The sequence below is a fragment of the Streptococcus orisratti DSM 15617 genome, assembly GCF_000380105.1.
Classification (GTDB): domain Bacteria; phylum Bacillota; class Bacilli; order Lactobacillales; family Streptococcaceae; genus Streptococcus; species Streptococcus orisratti.
In genome coordinates this window covers 59788-85536 of record NZ_KB904449.1, presented here as the reverse complement: position 1 = coordinate 85536, position 25749 = coordinate 59788, and the positions used below count along the sequence as shown (strand labels likewise).

23 protein-coding genes and 1 tRNA gene are annotated in these 25749 nt (G+C 39.2%); 20 read left to right on the top strand and 4 right to left on the bottom strand.

From position 1 onward, the window contains the following. The first annotated feature begins 81 nt into the window (after nt 1–81). The 19 genes from A3I7_RS0101360 to A3I7_RS0101260 all read left to right on the top strand — a co-directional run bounded on the left by A3I7_RS0101360 (nt 82) and on the right by A3I7_RS0101260 (nt 20717). The gene (locus A3I7_RS0101360) at nt 82–423 is read left to right on the top strand and encodes a DUF6568 family protein (RefSeq protein ID WP_018374992.1); all 342 of its coding nucleotides are present in this window, start codon (nt 82–84) and stop codon (nt 421–423) included. A 108-nt stretch (nt 424–531) separates the two neighbouring features. Then, nucleotides 532–876 (top strand): preprotein translocase subunit YajC, encoded by a 345-nt coding sequence (gene yajC / locus A3I7_RS0101355; RefSeq protein ID WP_018374991.1) that lies wholly within the window; start codon nt 532–534, stop codon nt 874–876. A 452-nt stretch (nt 877–1328) separates the two neighbouring features. Next, entirely contained in the window at nt 1329–2081 is a 753-nt protein-coding gene (locus A3I7_RS0101350) for an undecaprenyl pyrophosphate synthase (protein WP_018374990.1), read from the top strand. A gap of 13 nt (nt 2082–2094) precedes the next feature. Further along, the gene (locus tag A3I7_RS0101345) at nt 2095–2886 is read left to right on the top strand and encodes a phosphatidate cytidylyltransferase (RefSeq protein WP_018374989.1); all 792 of its coding nucleotides are present in this window, start codon (nt 2095–2097) and stop codon (nt 2884–2886) included. A 70-nt stretch (nt 2887–2956) separates the two neighbouring features. Continuing rightward, a complete protein-coding gene (rseP, locus tag A3I7_RS0101340) occupies nt 2957–4219 on the top strand; it encodes an RIP metalloprotease RseP (RefSeq protein ID WP_018374988.1) in 1263 nt (420 codons plus the stop codon). A gap of 206 nt (nt 4220–4425) precedes the next feature. Beyond that, the gene (locus A3I7_RS0101330; RefSeq protein WP_026217072.1) at nt 4426–6279 is read left to right on the top strand and encodes a proline--tRNA ligase; all 1854 of its coding nucleotides are present in this window, start codon (nt 4426–4428) and stop codon (nt 6277–6279) included. Nucleotides 6280–6484: 205 nt separating this feature from the next. Further along, nucleotides 6485–8089 (top strand): CTP synthase, encoded by a 1605-nt coding sequence (locus A3I7_RS0101325; protein ID WP_018374985.1) that lies wholly within the window; start codon nt 6485–6487, stop codon nt 8087–8089. Between the two features lie 374 nt (nt 8090–8463). Next, complete coding sequence (locus A3I7_RS0101320) at nt 8464–9393, top strand: alpha/beta hydrolase (RefSeq protein ID WP_026217071.1); 930 nt, start codon at nt 8464–8466, stop codon at nt 9391–9393. 52 nt (nt 9394–9445) lie between these two features. After that, a tRNA-Leu gene (locus tag A3I7_RS0101315) sits at nt 9446–9531 on the top strand. Between the two features lie 207 nt (nt 9532–9738). Continuing rightward, nucleotides 9739–9927 (top strand): 50S ribosomal protein L28, encoded by a 189-nt coding sequence (gene rpmB / locus A3I7_RS0101310; RefSeq protein ID WP_018164578.1) that lies wholly within the window; start codon nt 9739–9741, stop codon nt 9925–9927. Nucleotides 9928–10092: 165 nt separating this feature from the next. Continuing rightward, nucleotides 10093–10458, top strand: coding sequence for an Asp23/Gls24 family envelope stress response protein (locus tag A3I7_RS0101305; protein ID WP_018374983.1), 366 nt, complete (start codon nt 10093–10095; stop codon nt 10456–10458). Further along, on the top strand, nt 10458–12125 hold the full coding sequence (locus tag A3I7_RS0101300; RefSeq protein WP_018374982.1) for a DAK2 domain-containing protein: 1668 nt from the start codon (nt 10458–10460) through the stop codon (nt 12123–12125). Before A3I7_RS0101305 ends, A3I7_RS0101300 begins: the two co-directional genes overlap by 1 nt. 55 nt (nt 12126–12180) lie before the next feature. Further along, the gene (locus tag A3I7_RS0101295; protein WP_018374981.1) at nt 12181–12651 is read left to right on the top strand and encodes an 8-oxo-dGTP diphosphatase; all 471 of its coding nucleotides are present in this window, start codon (nt 12181–12183) and stop codon (nt 12649–12651) included. A 215-nt stretch (nt 12652–12866) separates the two neighbouring features. After that, nucleotides 12867–14588 carry a dihydroxy-acid dehydratase gene (ilvD, locus tag A3I7_RS0101285; protein ID WP_018374979.1) on the top strand — a complete coding sequence of 574 codons (1722 nt, stop codon included), beginning with the start codon at nt 12867–12869 and terminating at the stop codon, nt 14586–14588. 185 nt (nt 14589–14773) lie between these two features. Further along, nucleotides 14774–16483: an acetolactate synthase large subunit gene (locus A3I7_RS0101280; RefSeq protein WP_018374978.1), complete on the top strand. Its 1710-nt coding sequence runs from the start codon at nt 14774–14776 to the stop codon at nt 16481–16483. Then, nucleotides 16476–16958 carry an acetolactate synthase small subunit gene (ilvN, locus tag A3I7_RS0101275; RefSeq protein ID WP_018374977.1) on the top strand — a complete coding sequence of 161 codons (483 nt, stop codon included), beginning with the start codon at nt 16476–16478 and terminating at the stop codon, nt 16956–16958. Before A3I7_RS0101280 ends, ilvN begins: the two co-directional genes overlap by 8 nt. Before the next feature lie 98 nt (nt 16959–17056). After that, complete coding sequence (ilvC, locus tag A3I7_RS0101270; RefSeq protein WP_018374976.1) at nt 17057–18079, top strand: ketol-acid reductoisomerase; 1023 nt, start codon at nt 17057–17059, stop codon at nt 18077–18079. 174 nt (nt 18080–18253) lie between these two features. Further along, nucleotides 18254–19504, top strand: coding sequence for a threonine ammonia-lyase IlvA (ilvA, locus tag A3I7_RS0101265; RefSeq protein WP_018374975.1), 1251 nt, complete (start codon nt 18254–18256; stop codon nt 19502–19504). Between the two features lie 325 nt (nt 19505–19829). After that, nucleotides 19830–20717: an SPFH domain-containing protein gene (locus tag A3I7_RS0101260; RefSeq protein ID WP_018374974.1), complete on the top strand. Its 888-nt coding sequence runs from the start codon at nt 19830–19832 to the stop codon at nt 20715–20717. Between the two features lie 115 nt (nt 20718–20832). Here the strand turns inward: A3I7_RS0101260 and A3I7_RS13925 are convergent, their stop codons facing one another. The 4 genes from A3I7_RS13925 to A3I7_RS0101240 form a co-directional block, all read right to left on the bottom strand. Next, nucleotides 20833–20952 carry a putative metal homeostasis protein gene (locus tag A3I7_RS13925; RefSeq protein ID WP_018374973.1) on the bottom strand — a complete coding sequence of 40 codons (120 nt, stop codon included), beginning with the start codon at nt 20950–20952 and terminating at the stop codon, nt 20833–20835. A gap of 585 nt (nt 20953–21537) precedes the next feature. Continuing rightward, nucleotides 21538–22137 carry a VanZ family protein gene (locus tag A3I7_RS14400; RefSeq protein WP_018374972.1) on the bottom strand — a complete coding sequence of 200 codons (600 nt, stop codon included), beginning with the start codon at nt 22135–22137 and terminating at the stop codon, nt 21538–21540. Nucleotides 22138–22262: 125 nt separating this feature from the next. Further along, the gene (locus tag A3I7_RS0101245) at nt 22263–23003 is read right to left on the bottom strand and encodes an amino acid ABC transporter ATP-binding protein (RefSeq protein WP_018374971.1); all 741 of its coding nucleotides are present in this window, start codon (nt 23001–23003) and stop codon (nt 22263–22265) included. Continuing rightward, entirely contained in the window at nt 23003–24568 is a 1566-nt protein-coding gene (locus tag A3I7_RS0101240) for an ABC transporter substrate-binding protein/permease (protein ID WP_018374970.1), read from the bottom strand. Before A3I7_RS0101240 ends, A3I7_RS0101245 begins: the two co-directional genes overlap by 1 nt. A gap of 209 nt (nt 24569–24777) precedes the next feature. On the opposite strand from A3I7_RS0101240, the gene A3I7_RS0101235 reads away from it, so the two are divergent. Then, the gene (locus A3I7_RS0101235; RefSeq protein WP_018374969.1) at nt 24778–25617 is read left to right on the top strand and encodes an undecaprenyl-diphosphate phosphatase; all 840 of its coding nucleotides are present in this window, start codon (nt 24778–24780) and stop codon (nt 25615–25617) included. Nucleotides 25618–25749 lie beyond the last annotated feature (132 nt).

Below are 25749 nucleotides of genomic sequence, written 5' to 3'. Positions count from 1 at the left end.
TTGAGCAGAGCATAGCAAAAAATTGAGCTTTGAATGAAAATCGTGTATGATAGGGCTATCATTAAAAACGAGGTGTGAAATATGACATTTGAACAAGCCGTTAGTGCTTTTGAACCAATCACGGTAGCCGCAGCGCGTGAGCGAATTGAAGCAGGCAACAAGTTTATCCTCTTCATTGGCCGTCCAAGCTGCCCTTATTGCCAACGCTTTGCCCCAAAATTAGCCAACGTTGCGCAGACGACAGGCGCTAAAGTTGCCTATATTAACAGCGAAGATTTAGTGCAAATAGAAGAGATTCAAGCTTTTCGTCGTCGATATGGTATCGCGACCGTTCCAGGTCTTTTTGTGGCTGAAAATGGCACAGCTAAAGTTGTGTGTGACTCCTCTCTTGCAGAAGAAGACATTATAGACTTTATTTCTTAAAAAGCCAAAAGCTTGTACAGGGAGGCTAATTTTGATGGTCTTTCCTTGCCCTGTCATTGAATTTTTGGTATAGTAAGTCTTGACTTTAAAATTTGGAGGAACCTATCTATGCCAATGATTATTATGCTTGTCGTGATGGTTGGGATGATCTTTTTCATGCAACGCCAACAAAAAAAACAAGCGGAAAGCCGTCAAAATCAATTGAATGCCATCCAGAAAGGTGATGAAGTTATCACTATTGGTGGAATGTATGCTCTTGTTGATGAGGTTGACACAGATGCTAAAAAAATCGTCCTAGATGTTGATGGCGTTTATTTGACCTTTGAGTTATCAGCTATTAAGACTGTTGTTAACAAAGCCGCTCAAGCTGTCCCAGCACCAACTGAAGAAGCTGACACAGAAGCCGCTGTTGAAGCAGATGATGCAGGCGATACTGCTATTGAAGAAGACTAACTCAACGACACGATGAAGGTTGGATGTTTAACATCTAGCTTTTTTTGTTACCGTAGAGACAAATGATGTGATTTTTAAGGTTATACTCTTCGAAAATCAAAATTATCCGTTGTCAACTTGCCTTGATGAACTCAAGTTCTATCGTCGGCTTCGTTTCCTAGGCTACTTTTGATTTTCATTGAGTATTAGAATAGGATTGACAGCAGTTTACATTGAATAAAATTCTTGACTTAAAAATAAAAAAGTTTTTTGTCTTAGTCTTGGTCTTAATGAGTAAGATAAACCATACTCATTGAAGATTAGAGCAACAATGTCTGAATTTGGTATGAATACCAGGTTGAGTATTGCTCTTCCCCTTTGTTTAAGAAATATTTCTAATGTGGCTGGCTATTATTTTATTTGTTACTAAAATATGGTAAAATAAGGAGAATAGTAACGATTTAAGGATTTATATGCTGAAATTATTTAAGAAAACAGAGCAGCCTGTGACTTTGGATAAAATTCCAAATCACATAGGAATTATTATGGATGGCAACGGTCGGTGGGCTAAGAAGCGTTTACAGCCACGTGTGATGGGACATAAGGCTGGAATGGATGCCTTACAAGATGTGACCATTGCAGCTTCTGATTTAGGAGTCAAAGTATTGACCGTTTATGCTTTTTCAACAGAAAACTGGTCACGCCCACAAGATGAGGTAAAATTTATCATGAATTTACCTGTTGAATTTTTCGATAAATACGTTCCCGAACTTCACAAGAACAATGTACGCGTGCAGGTAATTGGAGATACTAGCCGGTTGCCAGAGGAGACTTTTGACGCTATGGAACGTGCGCGGGAGAAAACCAAACATAATTCTGGTCTTATTTTAAATTTTGCACTGAATTATGGTGGGCGAGCAGAAATCACTAATGCTGTCAAAGAAATTGCAAAAGATGTCTTAGATGCAAAATTAAATCCTGGTGATATCACTGAAGATTTAATTGCCAATTATTTAATGACACAGAGTTTGCCTTACTTGTATCGTGACCCAGAGCTTATTATTCGAACCAGTGGAGAGTTACGTTTGAGCAACTTTTTGCCTTGGCAATCCGCTTATAGTGAATTTTATTTCACTTCAACTCTATGGCCGGATTTCAAAAAAGATGGCTTAATTGAAGCAATTAGGGAATTCAATCGTCGCCATCGTCGTTTTGGTGGAGTATAGAAAGAGGAGTTTTATGCAACAACGTGTGATTTGGGGGGCGATCGCCCTTGCTATTTTCCTTCCTTTTCTTTTAATGGGAGGTCTTCCGTTTCAATTTTTTGTTGGCTTATTAGCGATGATAGGTGTGGCTGAAATGCTACGCATGAAAAGGTTGGAATTTTTTTCTTTCGAAGGTGTTCTAGCTATGCTCGCTGCCTTTGTGTTGACAGTTCCTCTTGATAATTATTTATCTTTCTTGCCAGTGGATGCCAGTCTTTCAGTTTACAGTTTAATTGTGTTCTTGATTTTGGCAGGAACGGTTTTGAGTTCTACCTATTCTTTTGATGATGCAACCTATCCTATTGCGGCTAGCTTCTATGTTGGTATCGGTTTTCACAATCTTGTTACTGCACGTATGGATGGCTTAGATAAGGTTATTTTGGCCCTCTTTATTGTTTGGGCAACGGATATTGGAGCCTACATGATTGGTCGTCAATTTGGAAAGCATAAGTTATTGCCTAAAGTTTCGCCAAATAAGACTATTGAAGGTAGTCTCGGTGGTATTTTAGCCGCAGTTCTTGTGGGAGCTGCATTCATGTTATTTGACAAATCCGTCTATGCACCACATTCGTTTCTAGTGATGCTAGTTCTCATTGTTTTATTCAGTATTTTTGGTCAATTTGGAGATTTAGTTGAAAGTGCCATTAAACGCTATTTTGGTGTCAAAGATTCTGGAAAGCTTATCCCAGGGCACGGCGGTATTCTTGATCGTTTTGATAGCATGATTTTTGTCTTTCCAATTATGCATTTGTTTGGCTTGTTCTAATCCTGTTGACAGACGTTGCTTGGACTTTGGAGAATACCAAGGTCTATAATCTTTACCTGAAAGGAACTGCATGTTAGGAATCGTAACTTTTATCATCATTTTTGGAGTACTTGTACTCGTCCATGAGTTTGGACATTTCTATTTTGCTAAAAAATCTGGCATTCTTGTGAGAGAGTTTGCTATAGGTATGGGGCCGAAGATTTTTTCTCATATTGACAAAGAAGGCACTGCTTATACAATTAGAATCCTTCCGCTCGGAGGTTATGTTCGTATGGCTGGTTGGGGTGATGATACCACTGAAATTAAGACAGGGACGCCTGCTAGCCTGACCTTAAATGCTGAAGGGCAAGTTGTTCGTATCAATTTATCACAAAAGCAGGTTGATATGACTAGCTTGCCAATCAATATTCTGACCTATGATTTAGAGGATGCATTAGAAATCACAGGAGTTGTCCTTGATGAAACCAAAACTTACTCGGTAAATCATGATGCGACAATCATTGAAGAAGACGGTACCGAAATTCGCATTGCACCTTTGGATGTTCAATATCAAAATGCTTCTATTTGGGGCCGCTTGATTACCAATTTTGCAGGACCAATGAATAATTTCATTCTTGGAACTCTGGTCTTTATTCTTTTAGTCTTTATGCAGGGCGGTGTTGCTGATGAATCAAGTAATCAGATTCAGGTCGTACCCAATGGTGCTTTGGCAGCAGCGGGTGCTAAGACTGGTGACCGTGTACTCTCAATTGCCAATCACAAAGTTTCAAATTGGGCTGAACTGACCAAAGCAGTTGAAGAAGCGACAACTGGCATTTCTACGGGAGATGAGATTACGGTTGCAATTCAAAAAACTGATGGCACGAAGCAATCGTTGAAAGTCGCTCCTAAAAAGCAGAATGGACAGTTTTACCTCGGAGTTAAGCCAGGTCTTAAAACTGGCTTTTGGGATAAGCTGACGGGTGGTTTCCGCTATGCTTGGCATGCTGCAACGCTGATTATTTCTGCTCTAAAAAACTTAATTTCTAGCTTTTCTTTGAACAAACTTGGTGGTCCTGTTGCTATGTATCAGATGTCTAATCAAGCTGCTCAAAATGGTTTTGAAGATGTACTGACTTTGATGGCCACGTTGTCAATGAATCTTGGAATTGTTAATTTGATTCCAATTCCAGTTTTGGATGGTGGCAAGATCTTGATTAACCTTATTGAACTGGTGCGCCGTAAGCCATTGAAACAAGAAACAGAGACTTACATTACGCTTGTAGGTGTGGCTATTATGGTTGTTCTGATGATTGCCGTCACTTGGAACGACATCCTTAGGGTTTTCTTTTAAGCTGTCTGTTCCGCTTTCTTTTGTAAAGGTAAGTCCAGCTTTGCTAGATTTACCTTTTTAGTTTTTTCTGTTATACTTATAGCCAAGGAAACTATGATTATCAAGTTCTAGGAGAGTTTGTCTCCTAGTGAAAATTAGTGAAAGGAAAGTGTTCGCCAATGAACACAGTTCAGTAAAATAATATTTACTGGCTAATAAACTCAATTATGAAACAATCTAAAATGTTAATCCCAACACTTCGCGAAATGCCAAGTGACGCCCAAGTTATCAGCCATGCACTCATGTTGCGTGCAGGCTATGTTCGACAAGTTTCTGCCGGAATCTATGCTTATTTACCGCTAGCTAATCGCACCATTGAAAAATTTAAAACTATTATGCGTCAAGAATTTGAAAAAATTGGAGCCGTTGAGATGCTTGCGCCAGCGCTTCTTACGGCAGACCTTTGGCGTGAATCTGGACGGTACGAAACTTATGGTGAGGACCTTTATAAACTTAAAAATCGTGATCAATCTGACTTTATCCTTGGTCCAACACATGAAGAAACGTTTACCATGTTGATTCGTGATGCTGTCAAATCATACAAACAGTTGCCACTAAACCTTTATCAAATTCAATCAAAATATCGTGATGAAAAACGTCCACGCAATGGCTTACTCCGCACGCGTGAGTTTATCATGAAAGATGGTTACAGTTTCCACGCCAATTACGAGGATCTTGATGTGACGTATGAAGACTACCGCAAGGCTTATGAAGCCATCTTTACACGTGCTGGTCTTGATTTCAAAGGTATTATTGGTGATGGCGGAGCTATGGGTGGCAAAGACTCACAAGAATTTATGGCTATCACACCAGACCGTACAGACCTTGAACGCTGGTTGGTTCTCGATAAATCTATTGCTTCAATTGACGAAATTCCAGCGGATATTCTCGAACAAATCAAGCAAGAATTGAATTCATGGCTGGTTTCTGGTGAAGATACCATTGCTTACTCAAGTGAATCAAGCTATGCTGCTAACCTTGAAATGGCAAGCAATGAATACAAACCTTCAACTAAAGTTGTTTCACAAGAAGAAGTGGCTAAGGTTGAAACGCCAAACTGCAAATCAATCGATGAAGTGGCTGCTTTCTTGCAAGTTGAGGAAGAACAAACCATCAAAACGCTTCTTTTCATAGCTGATAACGAGCCAGTTGTAGCTCTTCTTGTCGGCAATGACCAAGTTAACGATGTTAAGCTGAAAAATTACCTAGGTGCAGACTTCCTAGAACCATCGACAGAAGAGGACGCAGTTAAAGTTTTCGGTGCTCACTTCGGCTCACTTGGCCCAGTAGCTCTTCCTGAAAATATCCGTATCATTGCTGATCGTAAAGTTCAAGACCTTGCCAATGCAGTTGTTGGCGCTAATGAAGATGGTTACCACTTGACTGGTGTTAACCCAGAGCGTGACTTCAAGGCTGAATACGTTGATATTCGTGAAGTTAAAGAAGGGGAAGTATCACCAGATGGTCAAGGTGTCCTCAAATTTGCTCGCGGTATTGAGATTGGTCACATTTTTAAACTTGGCACACGCTACACTGATAGTATGGGAGCTAATATTCTTGATGAAAATGGCAGAGCTGTCCCAATTGTGATGGGTTGCTATGGTATTGGAGTGAGTCGCATTCTTTCAGCAGTCATTGAACAACATGCCCGTCTCTTTGTCAACAAAACGCCAAAAGGTGACTTCAAGTTTGCTTGGGGAATCAATTTTCCTAAGGAGCTGGCTCCATTTGATGTGCATATAATTACGGTTAATACCAAGGATGACGAAGCTCAAGCTTTGACTGCCAAAATCGAAGCTGATTTAATGGATAAAGGTTATGATGTTTTGACAGATGACCGCAATGAACGTGTGGGTTCTAAGTTCTCAGACAGCGACCTTATTGGTCTTCCGATTCGTGTGACCGTTGGTAAAAAAGCTAGCGAAGGCATCGTTGAAGTCAAAATCAAAGCAAGTGGTGACACGATTGAAGTGAATGCCGAAAATCTCATTGAAACCCTTGAAATTTTGACGAAAAATTAAGGCTAAATAAATCAATAATTTGAACGTTAGTAATGCAGTAACTGCTCAAATTTTTCAGAAAATAGCTGAAAATCAAATTGACAAATTACCCAACTTAGTTTATAGTATTGTTTGGGCACCTCTTTTTAGAGGTCTGATGAAAAAGTCTCCCTATATTTGGGAGATTTTTTGTTTTTCCTAGTAATATCTATAAGGAGTGTATTTAATGACAAAGTATATTTTTGTTACAGGCGGAGTTGTTTCATCTATTGGTAAAGGGATTGTGGCAGCTAGCCTTGGTCGTCTTTTGAAAAATCGTGGACTTAAGGTGACTATTCAAAAATTTGATCCCTACATCAATATTGATCCAGGAACAATGAGCCCTTACCAACACGGTGAAGTTTATGTTACAGACGACGGTGCTGAAACTGACCTTGACCTTGGCCACTATGAACGTTTCATTGATATTAACTTAAACAAATATTCAAACGTGACGACTGGTAAAATTTACAGCGAAGTTCTTCGTAAGGAACGTAAAGGGGAATACCTTGGGGCAACCGTTCAGGTAATTCCTCATATCACAGATGCATTGAAAGATAAGATTAAACGTGCTGCGCGCACAACCGATTCAGATGTTATTATTACTGAGGTTGGTGGAACCGTTGGTGATATCGAAAGCCTTCCTTTCTTGGAAGCACTTCGTCAAATGAAAGCAGATGTGGGTGCTGACAACGTTATGTATATCCATACCACACTTTTGCCATATCTTAAAGCTGCAGGTGAAATGAAAACTAAACCCACTCAACACTCGGTGAAAGAATTGCGCGGTTTGGGAATTCAACCCAATATGTTGGTTATTCGTACAGAACAACCAGTTGAGCAAGGTATTAAAAATAAATTAGCTCAATTTTGTGATGTTGCACCAGAAGCTGTTATTGAGTCTATGGATGTCGAACATATTTATCAAGTACCACTCAATATGCAGGCTCAAGGTATGGATCAAATTGTCTGCGATCATCTGAAGTTGGACACTCCAAAAGCTGACATGACAGAATGGACAGCAATGGTTGACAAGGTTCTTAACCTCAAGAAAACCACCAAGATTGCCTTGGTTGGGAAATATGTTGAGTTACCAGATGCTTATTTATCGGTCGTTGAAGCCCTTAAACATTCTGGCTATGTTAATGATTCAGCCATTGATTTGAATTGGGTCAATGCAAATGATGTTACCGCTGAAAATGTTGCTCAACTTCTGGGGGATGCAGATGGTATTATTGTACCAGGTGGTTTTGGTCAGCGCGGTACTGAAGGCAAGATTCAAGCCATTCGTTACGCCCGTGAAAATGATGTTCCTATGCTAGGAGTCTGCCTAGGAATGCAGTTGACATGTGTTGAATTTGCCCGTCATGTGCTTCATTTGGAAGGTGCTAATTCGGCTGAACTTGATCCAGAGACAAAATACCCAATCATTGATATTATGCGTGATCAGATTGATATCGAAGATATGGGTGGAACGCTTCGTTTGGGACTTTACCCATGTAAATTAAAAGCAGGTTCAAAAGCGGCAGCAGCATACAATAATCAGGAAGTGGTACAACGCCGTCATCGTCACCGTTATGAGTTTAATACATCATTCCGTGAGCAATTTGAAGCTGCAGGCTTTGTGTTTTCAGGAGTATCACCAGACAATCGTCTTATGGAAGTAGTCGAATTACCAGATAAAAAATTCTTTGTAGCTGCCCAATATCACCCAGAACTTCAAAGCCGCCCAAATCGACCTGAAGAACTTTATACTGCTTTTGTAACTGCTGCGGTTGAAAATGCTAAATAAGAGCTACCCTCAGTTTTCAGGGATAGTAAATAATTTACAACTAAGTATGAGAGAGGATCTGATTGAGTTGGTCCTCTCTTTTACTATGGTCAGAGGCATGAGAATTGCTTCATTTCCAAGATCCGTCAGTCTCACCCAGATTGGTGGATTTAGTACTAAAAGCAAACCGAAGGGCTATAAATTGGTATTCTCAAATAACATGAATATGATATCATAACAGGAAATGACACCACCTCTTGTAGCTACTATCAATTCTACTTGCTTGCCAGTAAATAAAAGATAAGGGCATCGTTTATTACATCTTTACGTTTTCTTGATATTTCTCGCGAAATTTTGCTGTTTCTTTTTTTCTTATTTTCTTGTAAAATACTGATATGAAAAAAATAAGATTATCAAAGTTATTTACCCATTTGTTTTTAATTGTACTTCTACTTTCAGTTGGCGCTAGCTTTTATTTTTTCCATGTCGCTCAAATTCGTGAAGAAAAATCATTTATCAATAATTCTGCTCGAAAGAAAGATAACCCCCTCTATGAGTACGAGCAACAATTTAAGCAATTGGATAAGGAAACTCTCTGGATGACAAACCAAGGTGTTAAACAAGATGCCTGGTATGTTCCAGCTAAAGAAAAGACGGGGAAAACGGTTATAGTTGTTCATGGCTTTACAAGTGATAAGGAGGATATGAGTCCTTATGCGTGGCTGTTTCATGATTTAGGTTACAATGTCCTTGTCCCTGACAATATGGCCCACGGGGACAGTGGTGGTCGCATTATCGGATATGGTTGGAATGATCGTCTCAATGTCATCAAATGGGCGGAGCTACTGGTTGAGAGAAATCCTTCAAGCCAAATAACTCTTTTTGGTCTGTCAATGGGGGCTGCGACGGTTATGATGGCAAGTGGTGAGGATAACCTTCCTAAACAAGTTGTTAATATTATTGAAGATTGTGGCTATAGTAGTGTTTGGGAAGAACTTAAGTATCAGGCTAAAGAAATGTACAAGCTACCAGCCTTTCCAATCTTGTATGAAGTTTCAGCAATTTCAAAACTTCGTGCAGGCTTCTCTTACGGACAAGCTAGTAGTGTTAAGCAACTTCAAAAAAATCAGCTACCGGTTCTCTTTATTCATGGTGATGCAGATGATTTTGTTCCGACCTCTATGGTTTATGATAATTACAAAGCTACCCAAGGAGAGAGAGAACTTTATCTAGTAAAAAATGCTAAACATGCAAAATCGTTTGAAACCGATCCGAAAACATATAAGGAAAAGATTTCAGCCTTTTTGAAAAAAACTGAAAAATAATGTTGACAGAGTTCCTATGACTTGATATAATAGTTCATGTTGTTAAGGAACAGCGGGGATGGCGGAATTGGCAGACGCGCAGGACTAAGGATCCTGTGGCCGCTTTAGGCCGTGTGGGTTCAAGTCCCACTCTCCGCAGATTAACTGAACCATGCCAAGGGTTCAGTTTTTTAGTGTCTTTCAAATATGACACTATGCGAAAATAAAGTTGACAGGATGCTGAAAAGGTAAAGTTATCTGATTTTATTGAAAAATTTAGCTTGCTTATTCGAGTGGAATGTGTTAAAATTTTATGGTATGCGGTGTGATACACCCTTAATTCTAAGCAGGAGGACACAGATAATCATGGCTAAAGTTTGTTATTTTACAGGTCGTAAAACTGTATCAGGAAACAATCGTTCACACGCGATGAACCAAACAAAACGTACAGTTAAACCAAATCTTCAAAAAGTAACTGTTCTTATTGATGGTAAACCTAAAAAAGTTTGGGCATCAGCTCGTGCGCTTAAATCTGGTAAAGTAGAACGCGTATAAAAACTAAAGGCCTCTCAGAAGGCTTTTTTTGTTATTTGGGCTGATAGAAGAAAAGGTACAAAAGTTCTGTAAATGCGAATTCATTCCTTCAAATGCTTATATTTTTTTACAAGAAGTCTAAGTTATGATAGAATAAAGTGATAAAAACTTGAGAGGTAGTCAACTATGACTGTAAAAATTAATACAAAAGATGGTCAAATTGAACTATCCGACGATGTGATTGCAACTGTCGTTGGTGGTTCTGCAACAGAAATTTTTGGGGTTGTTGGCATGGCTAGTAAAAGTGCCATTCGTGATAATGTCCAAGCTCTTTTGCGTCGTGAAAACTATGCCAAAGGTGTTGTGGTTAAGGCAGGGGATACAGGAATTACTGTTGATGTCTACACTGTAATGTCTTACGGTGTCAAAATCTCTGAAGTGTCTAAAAACATCCAAGAACGTGTGAAATTTAACCTTGAAAATCAACTCGGTCTAACTGCTGATATGGTGAATGTTTACGTTCAAAACATCAAAGTTGTAGGAGAAAACTAGTGTCAAAAATTACAACAAGTTTATTCCAAGAAATGGTGCAAGCAGCCGCTACAAGACTTGGAAAACAAGCAGAATATGTTAATTCGCTCAATGTCTTTCCTGTACCTGACGGAGATACAGGAACTAATATGAGCATGACCATGGATAATGGTGCTAAAGAAGTCGCTGACAAACCAGCAAGTACTGTTGGTCAAGTTGGTCAGATTCTCTCTAAAGGGGTATTGATGGGAGCTCGTGGAAATTCAGGAGTTATCACCTCGCAACTCTTCCGCGGATTTGGTCAATCAATTAAGGACAAAACAGAACTAGATGGCAAGGATTTAGCGCAAGCCTTTCAAACAGGAGTTGAAGTAGCCTATAAAGCCGTTATGAAGCCTGTTGAAGGAACAATCTTAACAGTATCTCGTGGTGCAGCGACAGCCGCTATTAAAAAAGCTGAAGAAACAGAGGATGCCGCAGAAGTGATGCGTGCAGCTCTGGAAGGCGCAAAACGTGCTTTGGCTAAGACTCCAGAGATGCTTCCTGTCTTGAAGGAAGTTGGTGTGGTTGACTCAGGTGGGCAAGGTCTGGTCTTTATTTATGAAGGCTTTTTGTCAGCTCTCACTGGTGACTATATCGCCTCCGAAGACTTTAAAGCAACTCCAGCAGTAATGACTGAAATGATTAATGCTGAGCACCACAAATCTGTTGCTGAACATGTCGCAACTGAAGACATTAAATATGGCTACTGTACGGAAATCATGGTGGCACTTAAACAAGGTCCAACTTACGTTAAAGAGTTCAATTATGATGAATTTCAAGGTTATTTGGGTGGTTTAGGAGACTCTCTGCTTGTGGTCAATGATGATGAAATTGTGAAAGTTCATGTCCACACAGAAGATCCTGGGCTGGTTATGCAAGAAGGACTGAAGTACGGTGCACTTATCAAGGTTAAAGTGGATAATATGCGTGGTCAGCACGAAGCTGTTCTTGAAAAAGAAGCTAGTGCTTCTGTGTCAGTTCAAGAAGCAAAAGAATTTGGTTTGATTGCGGTTGTTGCTGGTGAAGGATTGGCTGACATTTTCAAATCACAAGGTGTTGATTACATCATCTCTGGCGGACAAACCATGAATCCATCAACAGAAGATATTGTCAAAGCTATTGAAGCTGTTAATGCTAAGAATGTGATTATCTTGCCAAATAATAAAAACATCTTCATGGCAGCCCAATCAGCAGCTGACGTGGTTGATATTCCTGCGGCTGTTGTTGAGACGCGAACTGTTCCTCAAGGATTTACTAGTTTATTAGCCTTTGATCCAACAAACAGTCTTGAAGAAAATATTCAAGCCATGACGGCTAGCTTGTCAGATGTTGTTAGTGGTAGTGTCACTTTGGCTGTTCGAGACACAAGTATTGATGGTCTTGAAATCCATGAAAATGATAATCTTGGCATGGTTGATGGTAAGATTGTGGTGTCAAACCCTGATATGGAAGCTACCTTGAAGGAAACTTTCGCTAAGATGATTGATGAGGATAGTGAAATCGTAACAATTTATGTTGGTGAAGACGGTAATTCTGACTTTGCTCAAGAGATTGCAGACTATCTTGAAGGTACTTACGAGGATATTGAGGTTGAAATCCATCAAGGTGACCAACCAGTCTATCCTTATTTGATGAGTGTTGAGTAATTTTATAATGATAGAGTCACCTAGCCCATGCTAAGGTGACTTTTTAGGAGTTAATATGGCAGAGAATATTTTAAATTGGGTAAATATATGTGTCAAAAAGGGTGATGAAGTTCTGTTGTTAAATCGCCAACATGACAATTTTAAAGGGTGGATACAGCCGGGTGGGAAAGTGGAATTTCCTGAGTCCTTCTTTGAAGCTGCTGCAAGAGAATTGAAGGAAGAGACTGGGCTGACTGCTCTTAACCTTCAACTAAAAGGGATTTCTGGTTTTACAAATCCTGATAAGCCTGAACGTTATGTCTATTATGATTTTTTGTGTGAAGATTTTGCTGGTGAACTTAAGGGCAATGATCATGAGGGTGAACCCAAATGGCATAAAATTACGGACATAGATAAAATAGAGATGCAGGATGATATTCGTGATCGTCTGCCACTTTATTGGCGTAGGGGCTCTTTTGAACGCATTCATTACTGGGATGAAGCCAATCACTGCATTGGAGAAACCAAGACAATTTTATATGATTAAGACGGCTGATGATTAAGCTGTCTTTTTTTACTTTAAAAGAGAAAATAGATATGCCTAGCTCTGCTATTTTCCTAAAAAATAAAAAGCAAACTTGTGAAAAATCAAAAAATATAATAGTGGTTCTAAAATACTAAATTTTCTGAAAATTCCTTGACTTTACGCTAGAAAATGTTAACATAGAGTGTAAGATTGAAAGTACGAAGGAGTAACATAAAATGAGAAGTGACATGATTAAAGTTGGTGTTGATAAGGCACCTGCACGTGGTCTGTTATATGCAACAGGACAAGTCAAATCAGCTAAGGATATGCAAAAGCCTTTTATCGCAATTTGTAATTCTTACATTGATATTGTACCTGGGCATGTTCATTTGCGTGAGTTAGCTGATATTGCTAAAGAAGCTATCCGTGAAATGGGAGGCATCCCATTTGAATTTAATACTATCGGTGTTGATGATGGTATTGCCATGGGGCATATTGGGATGCGCTATAGCCTCCCCTCTCGTGAAATCATCGCTGATGCGGCTGAAACAGTTATTAACGCTCACTGGTTTGACGGTGTTTTCTACATTCCAAACTGTGATAAAATTACTCCAGGTATGATTTTAGCAGCTATGCGGACCAATGTGCCTGCTGTTTTCTGTTCGGGTGGTCCAATGAAGGGCGGTGTTGATATGACAGGACACCAAGCGACTCTTTCAAGCTTGTTTGAAGCAGTTGGAACTTACCAAGCAGGGGATATGACAAAACAAGAACTTGATTTCTTGGAACAAAATGCCTGTCCAACCTGTGGTTCATGTTCAGGTATGTTTACAGCCAATTCCATGAATTGTTTGATGGAAGTCATGGGACTTGCTCTTCCTGGTAACGGAACAACTTTGGCTGTTTCTGATGCCCGTCGTGAATTAGTTCGCCAAGCAGCCAAGCATTTGATGGATAACGTTAAAAATAATCTCAAACCTCGTGACATTGTTACGAAAGAAGCTATTGATGATGCTTTTGCGCTTGATATGGCCATGGGTGGATCTACCAATACTGTTTTGCACACCTTGGCAATCGCTCGTGAAGCAGGGATTGATTATAATCTCAAGGACATCAATGAAATTGCTAAGAAAACGCCTTATCTTTCTAAGATTGCACCATCTAGTGTCTATACAATGCACGATGTTCATGAGGCAGGCGGGGTTTCAGCGATTATCAATCAGCTGATAAAAAATGGCTCAATTAAGGGTGATCGCATTACTGTTACGGGTAAAACTCTTAAAGAAAATGTTGCTGGTGCTGAGATTAAAAATGAGAAAATCATTCATCCAATTGAAGCTCCGATTTCACCTGTTGGTGGCCTGTCTATTCTGTATGGTAACATTGCGCAAGATGGTGCTGTTATCAAGGTTGGTGGGGTTGACCCATCCGTTAAAACTTTCCGTGGTAAAGCGATTTGCTGTGATTCGCAGGATCAGGCTCTTGAATTGATTGATAATGGCACTGTTAAAAAAGGTCATGTTGTTGTTATCCGTTACGAAGGACCTCAAGGAGGTCCAGGAATGCCAGAAATGTTAGCGCCAACTTCTAAGATTGTTGGGCGTGGTCTTGGTAAAGATGTTGCTCTCATTACGGATGGTCGCTTCTCTGGTGCAACCCGTGGCATTGCTATCGGGCATGTATCGCCAGAGGCTGCCGAAGGTGGCAATATTGCTCTCATCGAAGATGGTGATGAGATTTTCATTGATTTGACTAACCGTACCATTGATTTGATGGTCGATGAAGCTACTTTGTCTGAACGTCGTAAGACCTTGAAGGCGTTTAAACCTAAGATTTCTAGTGGTTGGCTTCGCCGTTACACCGCATTTGCCTCATCAGCTAATTACGGTGGTTCAATGATGACCGAAGAAGAATTCCAAGAACGAAAGGCTGAGCGTGAGGCCTCAAAGAAACATTGACTTATTTCTAAAGTTAATAAGTAGTTTTGCCGAAGAGGCTACCACTTTTGGCAAAGCAAAAAAGAATACACTGTAAACGTCAACAATTCTGAATTACCCTTGCTTTATTTTTAAAAAATGTTATCATAGATGCAAGGTGTTGGAATTTTTCGACAATTTTGAATTTAACTGCAAAGGAGGAGCTAGTGAAACAAGTCAAATTAAGAGAGTCTAAGAATGGTTCTGAACTCGTACTTGAAACCTTGATAGAGCTTGGCGTAGATACTATTTTTGGTTACCCTGGTGGTGCTGTACTGCCACTCTATGATGCCATTTACAATTATAAAGACAAAGGAATTCGCCATATTTTAGCTCGCCATGAACAAGGTGCTCTCCACGAGGCTGAAGGTTATGCTAAATCTACTGGTAAGATTGGTGTTGCTATCGTAACAAGCGGACCTGGTGCCACCAATGCCATTACAGGTATTGCTGATGGAATGAGTGATAGTGTACCCATGCTTATCTTTACTGGGCAAGTTGCCACGCCTGGAATTGGTAAAGATGCTTTTCAAGAAGCGGATATTATTGGCATAACCATGCCGATTACAAAATATAATTATCAGATTCGCGATGTCACAGAAATTCCACGAGTGATTACTGAGGCTATCCATATTGCAACAACAGGCCGCCCTGGTCCTGTCGTCATTGACCTCCCTAAAAATGTTACTGAAGTTAAAACAAGCGTTTATCATGATCCAACGATAAATATTCCAAGTTATCAACCAACTATTGAGCCAAATGCCCTTCAAGTTAAGAAGATTTTAGAGCAACTTAAGAAATCCAAGAAACCTGTTATTATTGCAGGTGGCGGAGCCAACTATGCTGGTGCTTCTAAAGAATTGGTCGCCTTTGCTGAACGATACAATGTACCAGTTGTATCAACGCTCCTTAGTTTAGGAGTTATGCCAATTGAACACCCTCTATCGCTAGGTATGGGAGGTATGCATGGTTCTTATGCAGCAAATATGGCAATGAGCCAAGCTGATTTTATGATTAATTTTGGTTCGCGCTTTGCTGATCGGTTGACAGGAAATCCTGCAACTTTTGCCAAAAAAGCGGTGGTTGCTCATGTTGATATTGATCCTGCTGAAATTGGCAAGGTTGTTAAAACTCAAATTCCTGTTGTCGGAGATGCAAAAAAAGCCTTACAAATTTTACTTGAAGCCGATGAGGTTAGAACCAGACATGCAGAATGGACAGAGCAAGTTTTGGCTAACAAGGCCAAGGCACCGTTTGGTTATGACTTTGACGAAACAATCATCAAACCTCAACATGCTATTGAAACTATCGGTAAAATCACTAGTGGTGAGGCAATCATTGTTACCGATGTCGGTCAACACCAGATGTGGGCAGCTCAATTCTATCCTTACAAGTACGAACGTCAAATTATCACTTCAGGTGGTTTAGGAACGATGGGATTTGGAATTCCGGCAGCGGTTGGCGCTAAGCTGGCCAATCCAGACAAGGAAGTTATCCTTTTTGTTGGTGATGGTGGTTTCCAAATGACCAATCAAGAATTAGCTATTTTAAATGGTTATGGTGTTCCTATTAAAGTAGTTCTGATTAATAATCACTCGCTCGGTATGGTTCGTCAATGGCAGGAGTCTTTCTATGACGAGCATCGTTCAGAATCAACCTTTGATGATGAACCGAATTTCCAACTCTTGGCGGAAGCCTATGGCATTGCTCATTACCAATTTTCAGATCCTAATACCTTGGAGGAAGATCTGAAGGTTATCACTGAAAACAAGCCGATGCTGATTGAAATTAGCATTTCTAATCGGGAGCACGTTTACCCGATGGTTCCGTCTGGAAAATCAAATGCTGAAATGTTGGGGGTGAAGTTTAATGCGTAGAATGTTAACGGCCAAACTTAAAAACTCAACAGGTGTTTTGAATCGCTTTACAGGTGTCTTATCTCGCCGTCAAGTCAATATTGAATCTATCTCAGTTGGACACACGGTTGAAAAAGACATTTCGAGAATCACCATTATTATTGATGTGGAGAGTATTGAAGAGGTGGAACTTATCATTAAGCAGCTCAATAGGCTAATTGATGTTATCAGAGTTCGAGATATCACTGATATCCCTCACCTAGAGCGTGAAGTTATCCTCGTCAAGTTATCGGCTCCAACAAGCAAGCGCGCAGAGATCTTGGCAGTGATTCAACCTTTCCGAGCTAGCGTTGTTGATGTGGCACCAAAATCAATCACTATTCAAGTAACTGGTGATGCTGATAAGATTGAAGCTCTTATCCGTGTAGTTAAACCTTATGGTATTCAAAATCTTGCTCGCACGGGAGCAACAGGATTTTCAAGAGATTTCTCTTAAATCCTTCCTAAATTTAGTTAATCTTGCCTTTAGGCAAAATTATTGCTTTCTTTTTTGGGAAAGTATTATAAATAAAAATAGAAAAGAGACATATTACTATGGCAGTAACAATGGAATACGAAAAAGATGTCAAAGTTGATGCACTTGCAGGCAAAAAAATTGCCGTTATCGGTTATGGTTCACAAGGACACGCACACTCACAAAACTTGCGTGATTCAGGCTACGATGTGATTATCGGTGTACGTGCAGGTAAATCATTTGATAAAGCTAAAGAAGACGGTTTTGAAACATTTGAAGTGGCTGATGCTGTCAAACAAGCAGATGTTGTCATGATTTTGGCACCAGATGAAATCCAAGCCGACCTCTACGCTACTGAAATCGCTCCAAATCTTAAAGATGGTGCTGCACTTGGTTTTGCTCATGGATTTAACATTCGCTTTGAATATATCAAGGCACCTGAAACAGTTGATGTTTTCATGTGTGCGCCTAAAGGGCCAGGTCACTTGGTACGTCGTACTTATACTGAAGGATTTGGTGTACCAGCACTTTATGCCGTTTACCAAGATGCTACTGGAAATGCTAAAGACATTGCAATGTCATGGTCTAAAGGTGTAGGAGCTGCTCGTGTTGGTCTTCTTGAAACAACCTTTAAAGAAGAAACTGAAGAAGATTTGTTTGGTGAACAGGCCGTTCTTTGTGGTGGTTTAACTGCACTTATTGAAGCTGGTTTTGAAGTACTTACTGAAGCAGGTTACGCTCCAGAATTGGCCTACTTTGAAGTTCTTCATGAAATGAAATTGATTGTTGACCTTATCTACGAAGGTGGATTCAAAAAAATGCGTCAATCAATTTCTAACACTGCTGAATTTGGTGATTATGTTTCAGGACCACGTGTCATCACAGCTCAAGTAAAAGAAAATATGAAAGCTGTTCTTGCTGATATTCAATCAGGTAAATTTGCTGATGAATTCGTATCAGATTACAAAGCTGGTCGTCCACGCCTTGAAGCTTATCGTAAAGAAGCTGCTGAACTTGAAATTGAAAAAGTTGGTGCAGAACTTCGTAAAGCTATGCCATTTGTTGGACAAAACGATGACGATGCGTTCAAAATCTATAACTAATTTTTCAAACTTAGTCTAATAGGAAGCAGGGAGAGTTCTTTCTCTGCTTTTTATAATGAAGCATTTTAGGAATATTTTCAGGAAATTGAGGAAAACTCATAAACCCACATTCAAAACTGACAAAATATGTTATAATACTAAAAAGACAGAAAATTTTGAAAAGAAGGAAAATTTATGCTTACAGCAAAAGATGTTATCAAAGCCAATGATGTATTAAAAGACGTTGTAGAGCGTACGCCACTTGATTTTGATCGATATTTATCGGAAAAATATGGAGCAACTGTCTATCTCAAACGTGAGAATATGCAGAAGGTACGTTCTTTTAAAATCAGGGGGGCCTATTATGCGATTCACCAATTATCTGATGAAGACAAGCAAAGAGGTGTTGTTTGTGCTTCTGCGGGGAATCATGCTCAAGGGGTAGCATTTACCTGTCATGAGATGAAAATTCCAGCAACTATTTTTATGCCCGTGACAACACCGCAGCAAAAAATTGGACAGGTCCGTTTTTTTGGGGGTCCATATGTTACCATTAAATTGGTAGGAGATACTTTTGATGCTTCGGCTCAAGCAGCTCAAGAATTTACCAAATCTGAAGGTATGACCTTCATTGATCCTTTTGACGATTTTAATGTTCAAGCTGGTCAGGGAACAGTAGCTTATGAAATTTATGAGCAGGCCCAAGAAGAAGGGGTTGATTTTGACCAAATCTTTGTTCCAGTTGGCGGTGGAGGTCTTATTTCAGGTGTAGCAACTTATATCAAAGATGTCTCTCCAGAAATAGAAGTAATCGGAGTGGAAGCATCTGGTGCACGTAGCATGAGAGCAGCTTTTGATAGGGGACGTCCTGTCAAATTGGAAGAAATTGATAAGTTTGCAGATGGTATTGCCGTACAACAGGTCGGTAGGAATACCTACGAAGTGGCTCGTAAGTATGTGGATAAGCTTGTCGGAGTAGATGAAGGTCTAATTTCAGAAACCTTGATTGACATGTACTCTAGACAAGGCATTATCGCAGAACCTGCTGGAGCAGCTTCCATAGCTGCCTTGGAAGTCATGAAGGATGAAATCAAAGGTAAGACGGTTGTTTGCATCATTTCTGGTGGGAATAATGACATTAATCGTATGCAAGAAATGGAAGAGCGGGCACTTATTTACGATGGTGTGAAACACTATTTTGTTGTTAATTTTCCACAACGACCAGGTGCCCTACGTGAGTTTGTAAATAATATCTTGGGACCAAATGATGACATCACGCGTTTTGAATACATCAAACGTGCTAATAAAGGGACAGGACCTGTTTTAATTGGGATTACTCTAGGGGATAAGAATGATTATGAACTCCTTATTGAACGTTTAGCGGCCTTTGATCCGTCCTATATCAACCTTCATGGTAATGAAAGCCTCTATAATTTATTGGTATAATTTAGTCAACAATGGTCAAAGAATTGGAGGCTTGACTCAGGATTTTTCTTGACGAGTTTCAAGAATTGAGTATAATAAATTTATAAATCAATAGAGAACTAAGAGGAGTTTGTCGCTGCAGAGACAGACTCTTTTTCTATATTGGTTTAGTCTTTTTAAGCTTAAAATATCAGACAATGATTGACTTTTGTTTTATTTGATAATATAATTGTACTAAGGAAACGAAACAAAGGAGATCTTATGCCGGTTTACTTTTGGATTTTTGTTTTTATTGCTATTACAGCTGGTCTTTGGGGCAGCAAGAAAAAATAAGGAGGAAAGTTTTATGTTTTTCATCGTTTTTGTGATTTTTGTCTTAGTGATTATCCTTTCGGTAATTGCTAGTACTCTCTATGTAGTGCGCCAACAATCCGTTGCTATTATCGAGCGCTTTGGTAAATATCAATTAACTGCTGGCTCAGGGATTCATGTCCGTATGCCTTTTGGCATTGATAAAATTGCTGCGCGAGTGCAATTACGCTTGCTTCAAAGTGAAATCGTTGTAGAAACCAAGACAAAAGATAATGTTTTTGTCACTCTAAATGTTGCTACTCAATATCGTGTCAACGAGCAAAATGTGACTGATGCTTACTACAAACTTATGAAACCGGAAGCTCAGATCAAATCATACATTGAAGATGCTCTACGTTCATCAGTTCCTAAATTGACATTGGACGAATTATTTGAGAAAAAAGATGAGATTGCCCTTGAGGTACAACATCAAGTAGCTGAAGAAATGTCAACATACGGTTACATTATCGTTAAAACTTTGATTACTAAGGTTGAACCTGATGCTGAAGTTAAACAATCCATGAATGAAATCAATGCTGCGCAACGTAAACGTGTGGCAGCTCAAGAATTGGCTAATGCTGATAAGATTAAAATCGTAACAGCTGCTGAAGCCGAAGCTGAAAAAGACCGGCTCCACGGTGTCGGTATTGCTCAACAACGTAAGGCTATTGTTGATGGGTTGGCTGAGTCAATTCAAGAACTTAAAGACGCCAATGTTGGTATGACAGAAGAACAAATTATGTCAATTCTCTTGACCAACCAATACCTTGATACTCTGAATACTTTTGCGGTTAAAGGGAATCAAACAATCTTCTTGCCTAACAATCCAGAGGGTGTTGAAGATATTCGTACACAAATTTTGTCTTCTCTAAAAGCTAAATAATATAAAACCTGCTAGGGAAATTTCTAGCAGGTTTTTGTCTGGCGATTGGAAAAGAATTATACAATGAAGAAGTCCAGAATCTTTCAGATTATTTTTCTAAAAATTCTGGGGTTGGTTAATATTTTTTTCCTTGACGTTTATGCTCATGAATAATTTTCAAGGCACGTTTTCGGGTTTTGATATTTGGGCTCTTCAGTCTACGATAGGCTGAAGATAAGTCTGTTTTTTCAGCCATAAAACCTCCTTTGATGAGAAATTATTAACGTTAACAAGAAAAGTATAACACAAAATACTTAACCGGTAAAGTAAAAAAGTTATCTTAATATCGTCGATATTTGGTAGAAAACAATCACTTTTGATATTCAAAATAAAAAAGCTTGTAGAAAATTTTTGAGATTAATTAAGAACCTGTATTCACAGTTCAGTACTTCTATTTAAGTCTAGTTTTTGAGCTGCTCATCATTAGTTTTTTCAAAATACTGACTTGATTAGCGAAAAACTATCTCTTATCTATAAACACTTCATTTGTGAATACAGGTTCTAACATTTTCTATGACTTAAATACAGAAAGGATGGATGGGGGATGAAATTAGAGATAGTTTGAGATATAGTCAATTAGTTTATCTTTTATTACTTCGACGTAAGAGGAAACTCCGTTTCCTTATTTCCAACTTCAAACACTCCACTGGATTGTTTAAACTCGCCTTGTTGTACTTTACGAAAGTGACTTGCTTCGCATGTCTTATTTCCAACCTAGAACAGCCTAGAGGCTGTTCTAGCAACCGGCAGCTCGTTGCCTAGTACTAAAAAGCAAACTAAACTAAAAGACTATAATGACATGTTTTTGTTTCCAGTTTTGCAGAAAGAAGTGATAAAAGAGATTTCCAATAGTGAGGCTCAATAGGTTCAGACTAACATCGCCAAGATCAAAAATCCCTAAACGAAATACAAATTGACAGGATACAATCATGAGGATACCTAAGAATCCTAGTAAGATATTTTTTCTGGACAGAGGGTAGAGGAACCCCAAGGGAATGAACATGAGAAGGTTCATAACCGGCACAAAGCGACTGCCATTTTCAATTTCTCCAATGAAGGACAGCGGATTTAAAGAAAATCCTTGCATTCCTATGTTTTTTAGGAAAAGAAGATAAACTAGCGAGAAGAAATAGATGAAATAGCAAGAAATTAGGGTGGAACTTTTCGTTTGTCTATTTGTACAAAGGTTTAAAAAAACATAAGTAAAGTAGCTGATTATTAAAGTAATAATGATATTGAGGGACAAGGCAAAGTCAACACCATAATTTGAGATATAGTAGGAATATGAAATAAGGTAGCTATCATAAAACCATTTTGAAAGAGAAAAGCAGAGCAAGAAGAGTAATATTTGGAAAATGTAGGGATGTCTCGTCTTTTGCATAGGAAGTTCCTCCTTCTTTTTGTTTTTTCAAGTCTAACATTAAAAACTTAAAGGAAATTTAAGGAAAAAAAGAAGACTAGAAGTTTTGCAAATTAAGCAAACTTTCTAGTCCTTACTCTGATTTTCTATTTCAAGAAACGTTGTAAGAATACTTTGGTACGTTCTTGTTGTGGATTTTCAAAAATTTGTTGTGGTGTGCCTTCTTCAGCAATAACGCCTTGATCCATGAAAATGACACGGTCAGAAACTTCCTTGGCAAATTCCATTTCGTGAGTAACAATGATCATGGTGAGGCCTGATTTTGCCAAAACTTTCATAGTTTTAAGTACCTCACCGACCATTTCTGGGTCAAGAGCTGAGGTAGGTTCATCAAAAAGCATAGCTTCTGGATTAACAGACAGGGCGCGTGCAATAGCCACACGTTGTTTTTGCCCACCTGACAGTTGTTTTGGCTTGGCCTGCCAGTATTGCTCAGTCATCCCAACCTTATTAAGGTTTTCTTTGGCAATAGCTTCCGCATCTGTGCGAGAACGTTTGAGAACCGTTGTTTGGGCTACGATGGCATTTTCAAGAACATTAAGGTTTTCAAAGAGATTGAAGGACTGAAAAACCATACCGAGTTTTTCACGATATTCGGTTAAGTTGTAACCTTTGTTAAGAACATTTTGTCCATGAAAGAGAATTTCGCCGCCAGTCGGTGTTTCTAAAAGATTGATGGAACGCAGAAGAGTTGATTTCCCCGAGCCTGATGAACCAATGATAGAGATAACTTCACCTTTGTTGACAGCAAGTGAAATGTCTCTAAGGACTTCATTTTGCCCAAAAGATTTCTTTAAATGTTTGATTTCTATAATTGTCTGTGTCATTATTTCACCACCTTAGTTTGAATTTGGTTAGCCCCAGTTGTATAAGTATCAGCATCAAAACGCTTTTCAATATAACGGAGGATACGTGTCACGGTAAAGGTGAGCACGAAGTAGATGACTGCGATAATGGTGAAAGTTTGGAAATATTGATAAGTTTGTGTTGCTACGGTATTACCTGAGAAGTAAAGCTCTACAACGGAAATCACATTCAGCACAGAGGTATCTTTGATGTTAATGACAAACTCATTACCTGTAGCTGGAAGAATGTTACGGATAACTTGTGGCAGAACAATTTTACGCATGGTTTGTCCATGACTGAAACCAAGAGCTGTTGCAGCTTCAAATTGTCCTTTATCAACGGCGAAAATACCACCACGAACAATCTCACTCATGTAGGCACCAGTATTGATAGACACGATGAAAATAGCAGCAAGCGTACGGTCGAGTGAAATCCCAAAGGCTTGGGCAGTCCCATAGTAAATAACCATAGCTTGTACAATCATTGGGGTTCCGCGGAAGACTTCAATATAAACGTTAAGGAGCCAACCAAATACTTTTTGTAGAATAGCTAGCGCTTTATTGGTAGCTTTGGGAGCGGTACGGTAAACACCAATTAAAAGACCGATAAGTGTTCCGACAATGGTGCCGATGATTGAAATTAAGAGGGTAACACCTGTTCCACGTAGAAATTGGTTGCCATTTTTCTTGAGGATAGACCATATTTGTTGGAAGAAATTTTGTTTGTTTTCTTCCTTGGAACTAGTGTCAGCTGGTTGCTTCTTAATCATATCGTCCATGAGCCTGATACGGCCAGATTCTGAAATAGTAGCAAGGACATCGTTGACCTTGGCGAGAGTGGCTGAGTCATCTTTGCGCAGACCAACAGCGATAGCAGCATCTGATTCAGAGACGGTGAATCCCTTTTTGAGGGTGACCATTTTGAATTTCTTATTGGCTTGCTCAGCTGTCATGGCCTCAGGACGTTCAGAAATGTAAGCATCAATGACACCAGATGCGAGGGCTTGACGCATTTGTGAGAAGTCGCCCATTGGTGTTTGAGCATTAGCTCCGACCAGCTGTGGTAAGAGATTGACATGCCAGACACCTTGTTGAGCGGTAACCTTGGCTCCCTTGAAATCCTTGATTGATTTGGCGTTAGCGTACTTGCCATCTTTGACAACCACTAAGACGGGCTCGCTAGTGTAGTAACTATTAGAAAATGAGATTTCCTTTTTACGTTCTTCAGTTGGACTCATTCCAGCAGCAATCATGTCAATCTTGCCAGAAGTCAAGGCTGGAATCAGACCAGTCCATGAGGTTTTGACAACCAATAATTTCTTACCCATTGATTTAGCCACTTGTTGAGCGATTTGTACATCGTAACCATTGGCGTATTGGTTAGTTCCCTCAATGGGAACAGCTCCATTAGAATCGTCGTCTTGTGTCCAGTTAAAGGGAGCATAAGCTGCTTCCATACCGACACGAAGGTATTCATCTGCTTGAACTGTAATACCTGTAAAGGTCATGAGAATAGCAGCGAATAGACTTAAGATAAATTTTTTCATTAAAGTCTCCTGTCTAAATTATATGTTTACATTTTACAGGAAAAAAGTCTTGATTTCAATACAAGTGGCCTTATAATATAGAATATTTATACAGTAAGTAAAATTTGATTAAATCAAAATGGTCGTGATAGGATAAAAAGTACCAAGGAGCTCAGCTATTTTTCTTAAAATTTGGTATAATTAGAACGAATACATATTGAGGAGATACTATGTTAATTATTGAATTGCTCAAGGCTCTTTTTTTGGGGATTATTGAGGGTGTTACGGAATGGCTGCCTGTCTCTAGTACGGGGCATTTAATCTTAGTTCAAGAGTTCATGAAACTCAATCAATCTAAGGATTTTATTGATATGTTCAATATTATTATCCAGTTAGGAGCGATTTTGGCGGTTATCGTGATTTACTTTGAGCGTCTTAATCCTTTTCAACCGGGAAAATCGGCACGTGAGGTACGTTTAACTTGGCAACTTTGGCTTAAGGTTGCTATTGCATGTATCCCATCGATTATTATTGCATTGCCTTTTGATGATTGGTTTGAAGCTCACTTTAATTTTATGGTACCAATTGCAATCGCATTAATTGTTTACGGGATTGCTTTCATATGGATTGAGAAACAGAATGCGACTGTTGAACCTGCGGTGACTAGTTTAGCAAAAATGTCCTACAAGACAGCTTTTCTCATCGGTCTTTTTCAAGTATTAGCTATTATTCCAGGTACTAGTCGTTCAGGCGCAACCATTTTGGGAGCCATTATTGTTGGAACCAGTCGTTCAGTTGCGGCAGATTTTACCTTCTTCTTGGCGATTCCAACCATGTTTGGGTATAGCGGTCTTAAAGCTGTAAAATTCTTTTTAGATGGTAATGTGCTTAATTTTGGACAAGTATTGATTTTACTTGTAGCAAGCGTAACAGCCTTTGTGGTCAGTCTTTACTCTATTAAGTTCTTAACGGATTATGTCAAGAAACATGACTTTACCATCTTCGGGAAATATCGCATTGTTCTCGGAACGATTCTTTTGGTTTACGCTTTCATTACTTGGATTTTTTAGACAAATATGAGCGGAGATAGTTTTTATGATTGATAGAATGTCATAAAAACTATCTCTTTTTTTGTCTCACGAAAACCACTAGCTGTGCTAGTGGTTCCGAAAAGCTTTTAGCGATGTATCAAAAAGTCCCCC

What these genes read in the sequence shown, in the direction of transcription:
- rpmB (WP_018164578.1), top strand. Translation starts at nt 9,739, where the DNA reads ATGGCTAAAGTTTGTTATTTTACAGGTCGTAAAACTGTATCAGGAAAC.
- rseP (WP_018374988.1), top strand. Translation starts at nt 2,957, where the DNA reads ATGTTAGGAATCGTAACTTTTATCATCATTTTTGGAGTACTTGTACTC.
- ilvN (WP_018374977.1), top strand. Translation starts at nt 16,476, where the DNA reads ATGCGTAGAATGTTAACGGCCAAACTTAAAAACTCAACAGGTGTTTTG.
- ilvA (WP_018374975.1), top strand. Translation starts at nt 18,254, where the DNA reads ATGCTTACAGCAAAAGATGTTATCAAAGCCAATGATGTATTAAAAGAC.
- A3I7_RS0101320 (WP_026217071.1), top strand. Translation starts at nt 8,464, where the DNA reads ATGAAAAAAATAAGATTATCAAAGTTATTTACCCATTTGTTTTTAATT.
- A3I7_RS0101245 (WP_018374971.1), bottom strand. Translation starts at nt 23,003, where the DNA reads ATGACACAGACAATTATAGAAATCAAACATTTAAAGAAATCTTTTGGG.
- A3I7_RS0101330 (WP_026217072.1), top strand. Translation starts at nt 4,426, where the DNA reads ATGAAACAATCTAAAATGTTAATCCCAACACTTCGCGAAATGCCAAGT.
- A3I7_RS0101350 (WP_018374990.1), top strand. Translation starts at nt 1,329, where the DNA reads ATGCTGAAATTATTTAAGAAAACAGAGCAGCCTGTGACTTTGGATAAA.
- yajC (WP_018374991.1), top strand. Translation starts at nt 532, where the DNA reads ATGCCAATGATTATTATGCTTGTCGTGATGGTTGGGATGATCTTTTTC.
- ilvC (WP_018374976.1), top strand. Translation starts at nt 17,057, where the DNA reads ATGGCAGTAACAATGGAATACGAAAAAGATGTCAAAGTTGATGCACTT.
- A3I7_RS13925 (WP_018374973.1), bottom strand. Translation starts at nt 20,952, where the DNA reads ATGGCTGAAAAAACAGACTTATCTTCAGCCTATCGTAGACTGAAGAGC.
- ilvD (WP_018374979.1), top strand. Translation starts at nt 12,867, where the DNA reads ATGAGAAGTGACATGATTAAAGTTGGTGTTGATAAGGCACCTGCACGT.
- A3I7_RS0101240 (WP_018374970.1), bottom strand. Translation starts at nt 24,568, where the DNA reads ATGAAAAAATTTATCTTAAGTCTATTCGCTGCTATTCTCATGACCTTT.
- A3I7_RS0101295 (WP_018374981.1), top strand. Translation starts at nt 12,181, where the DNA reads ATGGCAGAGAATATTTTAAATTGGGTAAATATATGTGTCAAAAAGGGT.
- A3I7_RS0101345 (WP_018374989.1), top strand. Translation starts at nt 2,095, where the DNA reads ATGCAACAACGTGTGATTTGGGGGGCGATCGCCCTTGCTATTTTCCTT.
- A3I7_RS14400 (WP_018374972.1), bottom strand. Translation starts at nt 22,137, where the DNA reads ATGCAAAAGACGAGACATCCCTACATTTTCCAAATATTACTCTTCTTG.
- A3I7_RS0101305 (WP_018374983.1), top strand. Translation starts at nt 10,093, where the DNA reads ATGACTGTAAAAATTAATACAAAAGATGGTCAAATTGAACTATCCGAC.
- A3I7_RS0101235 (WP_018374969.1), top strand. Translation starts at nt 24,778, where the DNA reads ATGTTAATTATTGAATTGCTCAAGGCTCTTTTTTTGGGGATTATTGAG.
- A3I7_RS0101360 (WP_018374992.1), top strand. Translation starts at nt 82, where the DNA reads ATGACATTTGAACAAGCCGTTAGTGCTTTTGAACCAATCACGGTAGCC.
- A3I7_RS0101325 (WP_018374985.1), top strand. Translation starts at nt 6,485, where the DNA reads ATGACAAAGTATATTTTTGTTACAGGCGGAGTTGTTTCATCTATTGGT.
- A3I7_RS0101260 (WP_018374974.1), top strand. Translation starts at nt 19,830, where the DNA reads ATGTTTTTCATCGTTTTTGTGATTTTTGTCTTAGTGATTATCCTTTCG.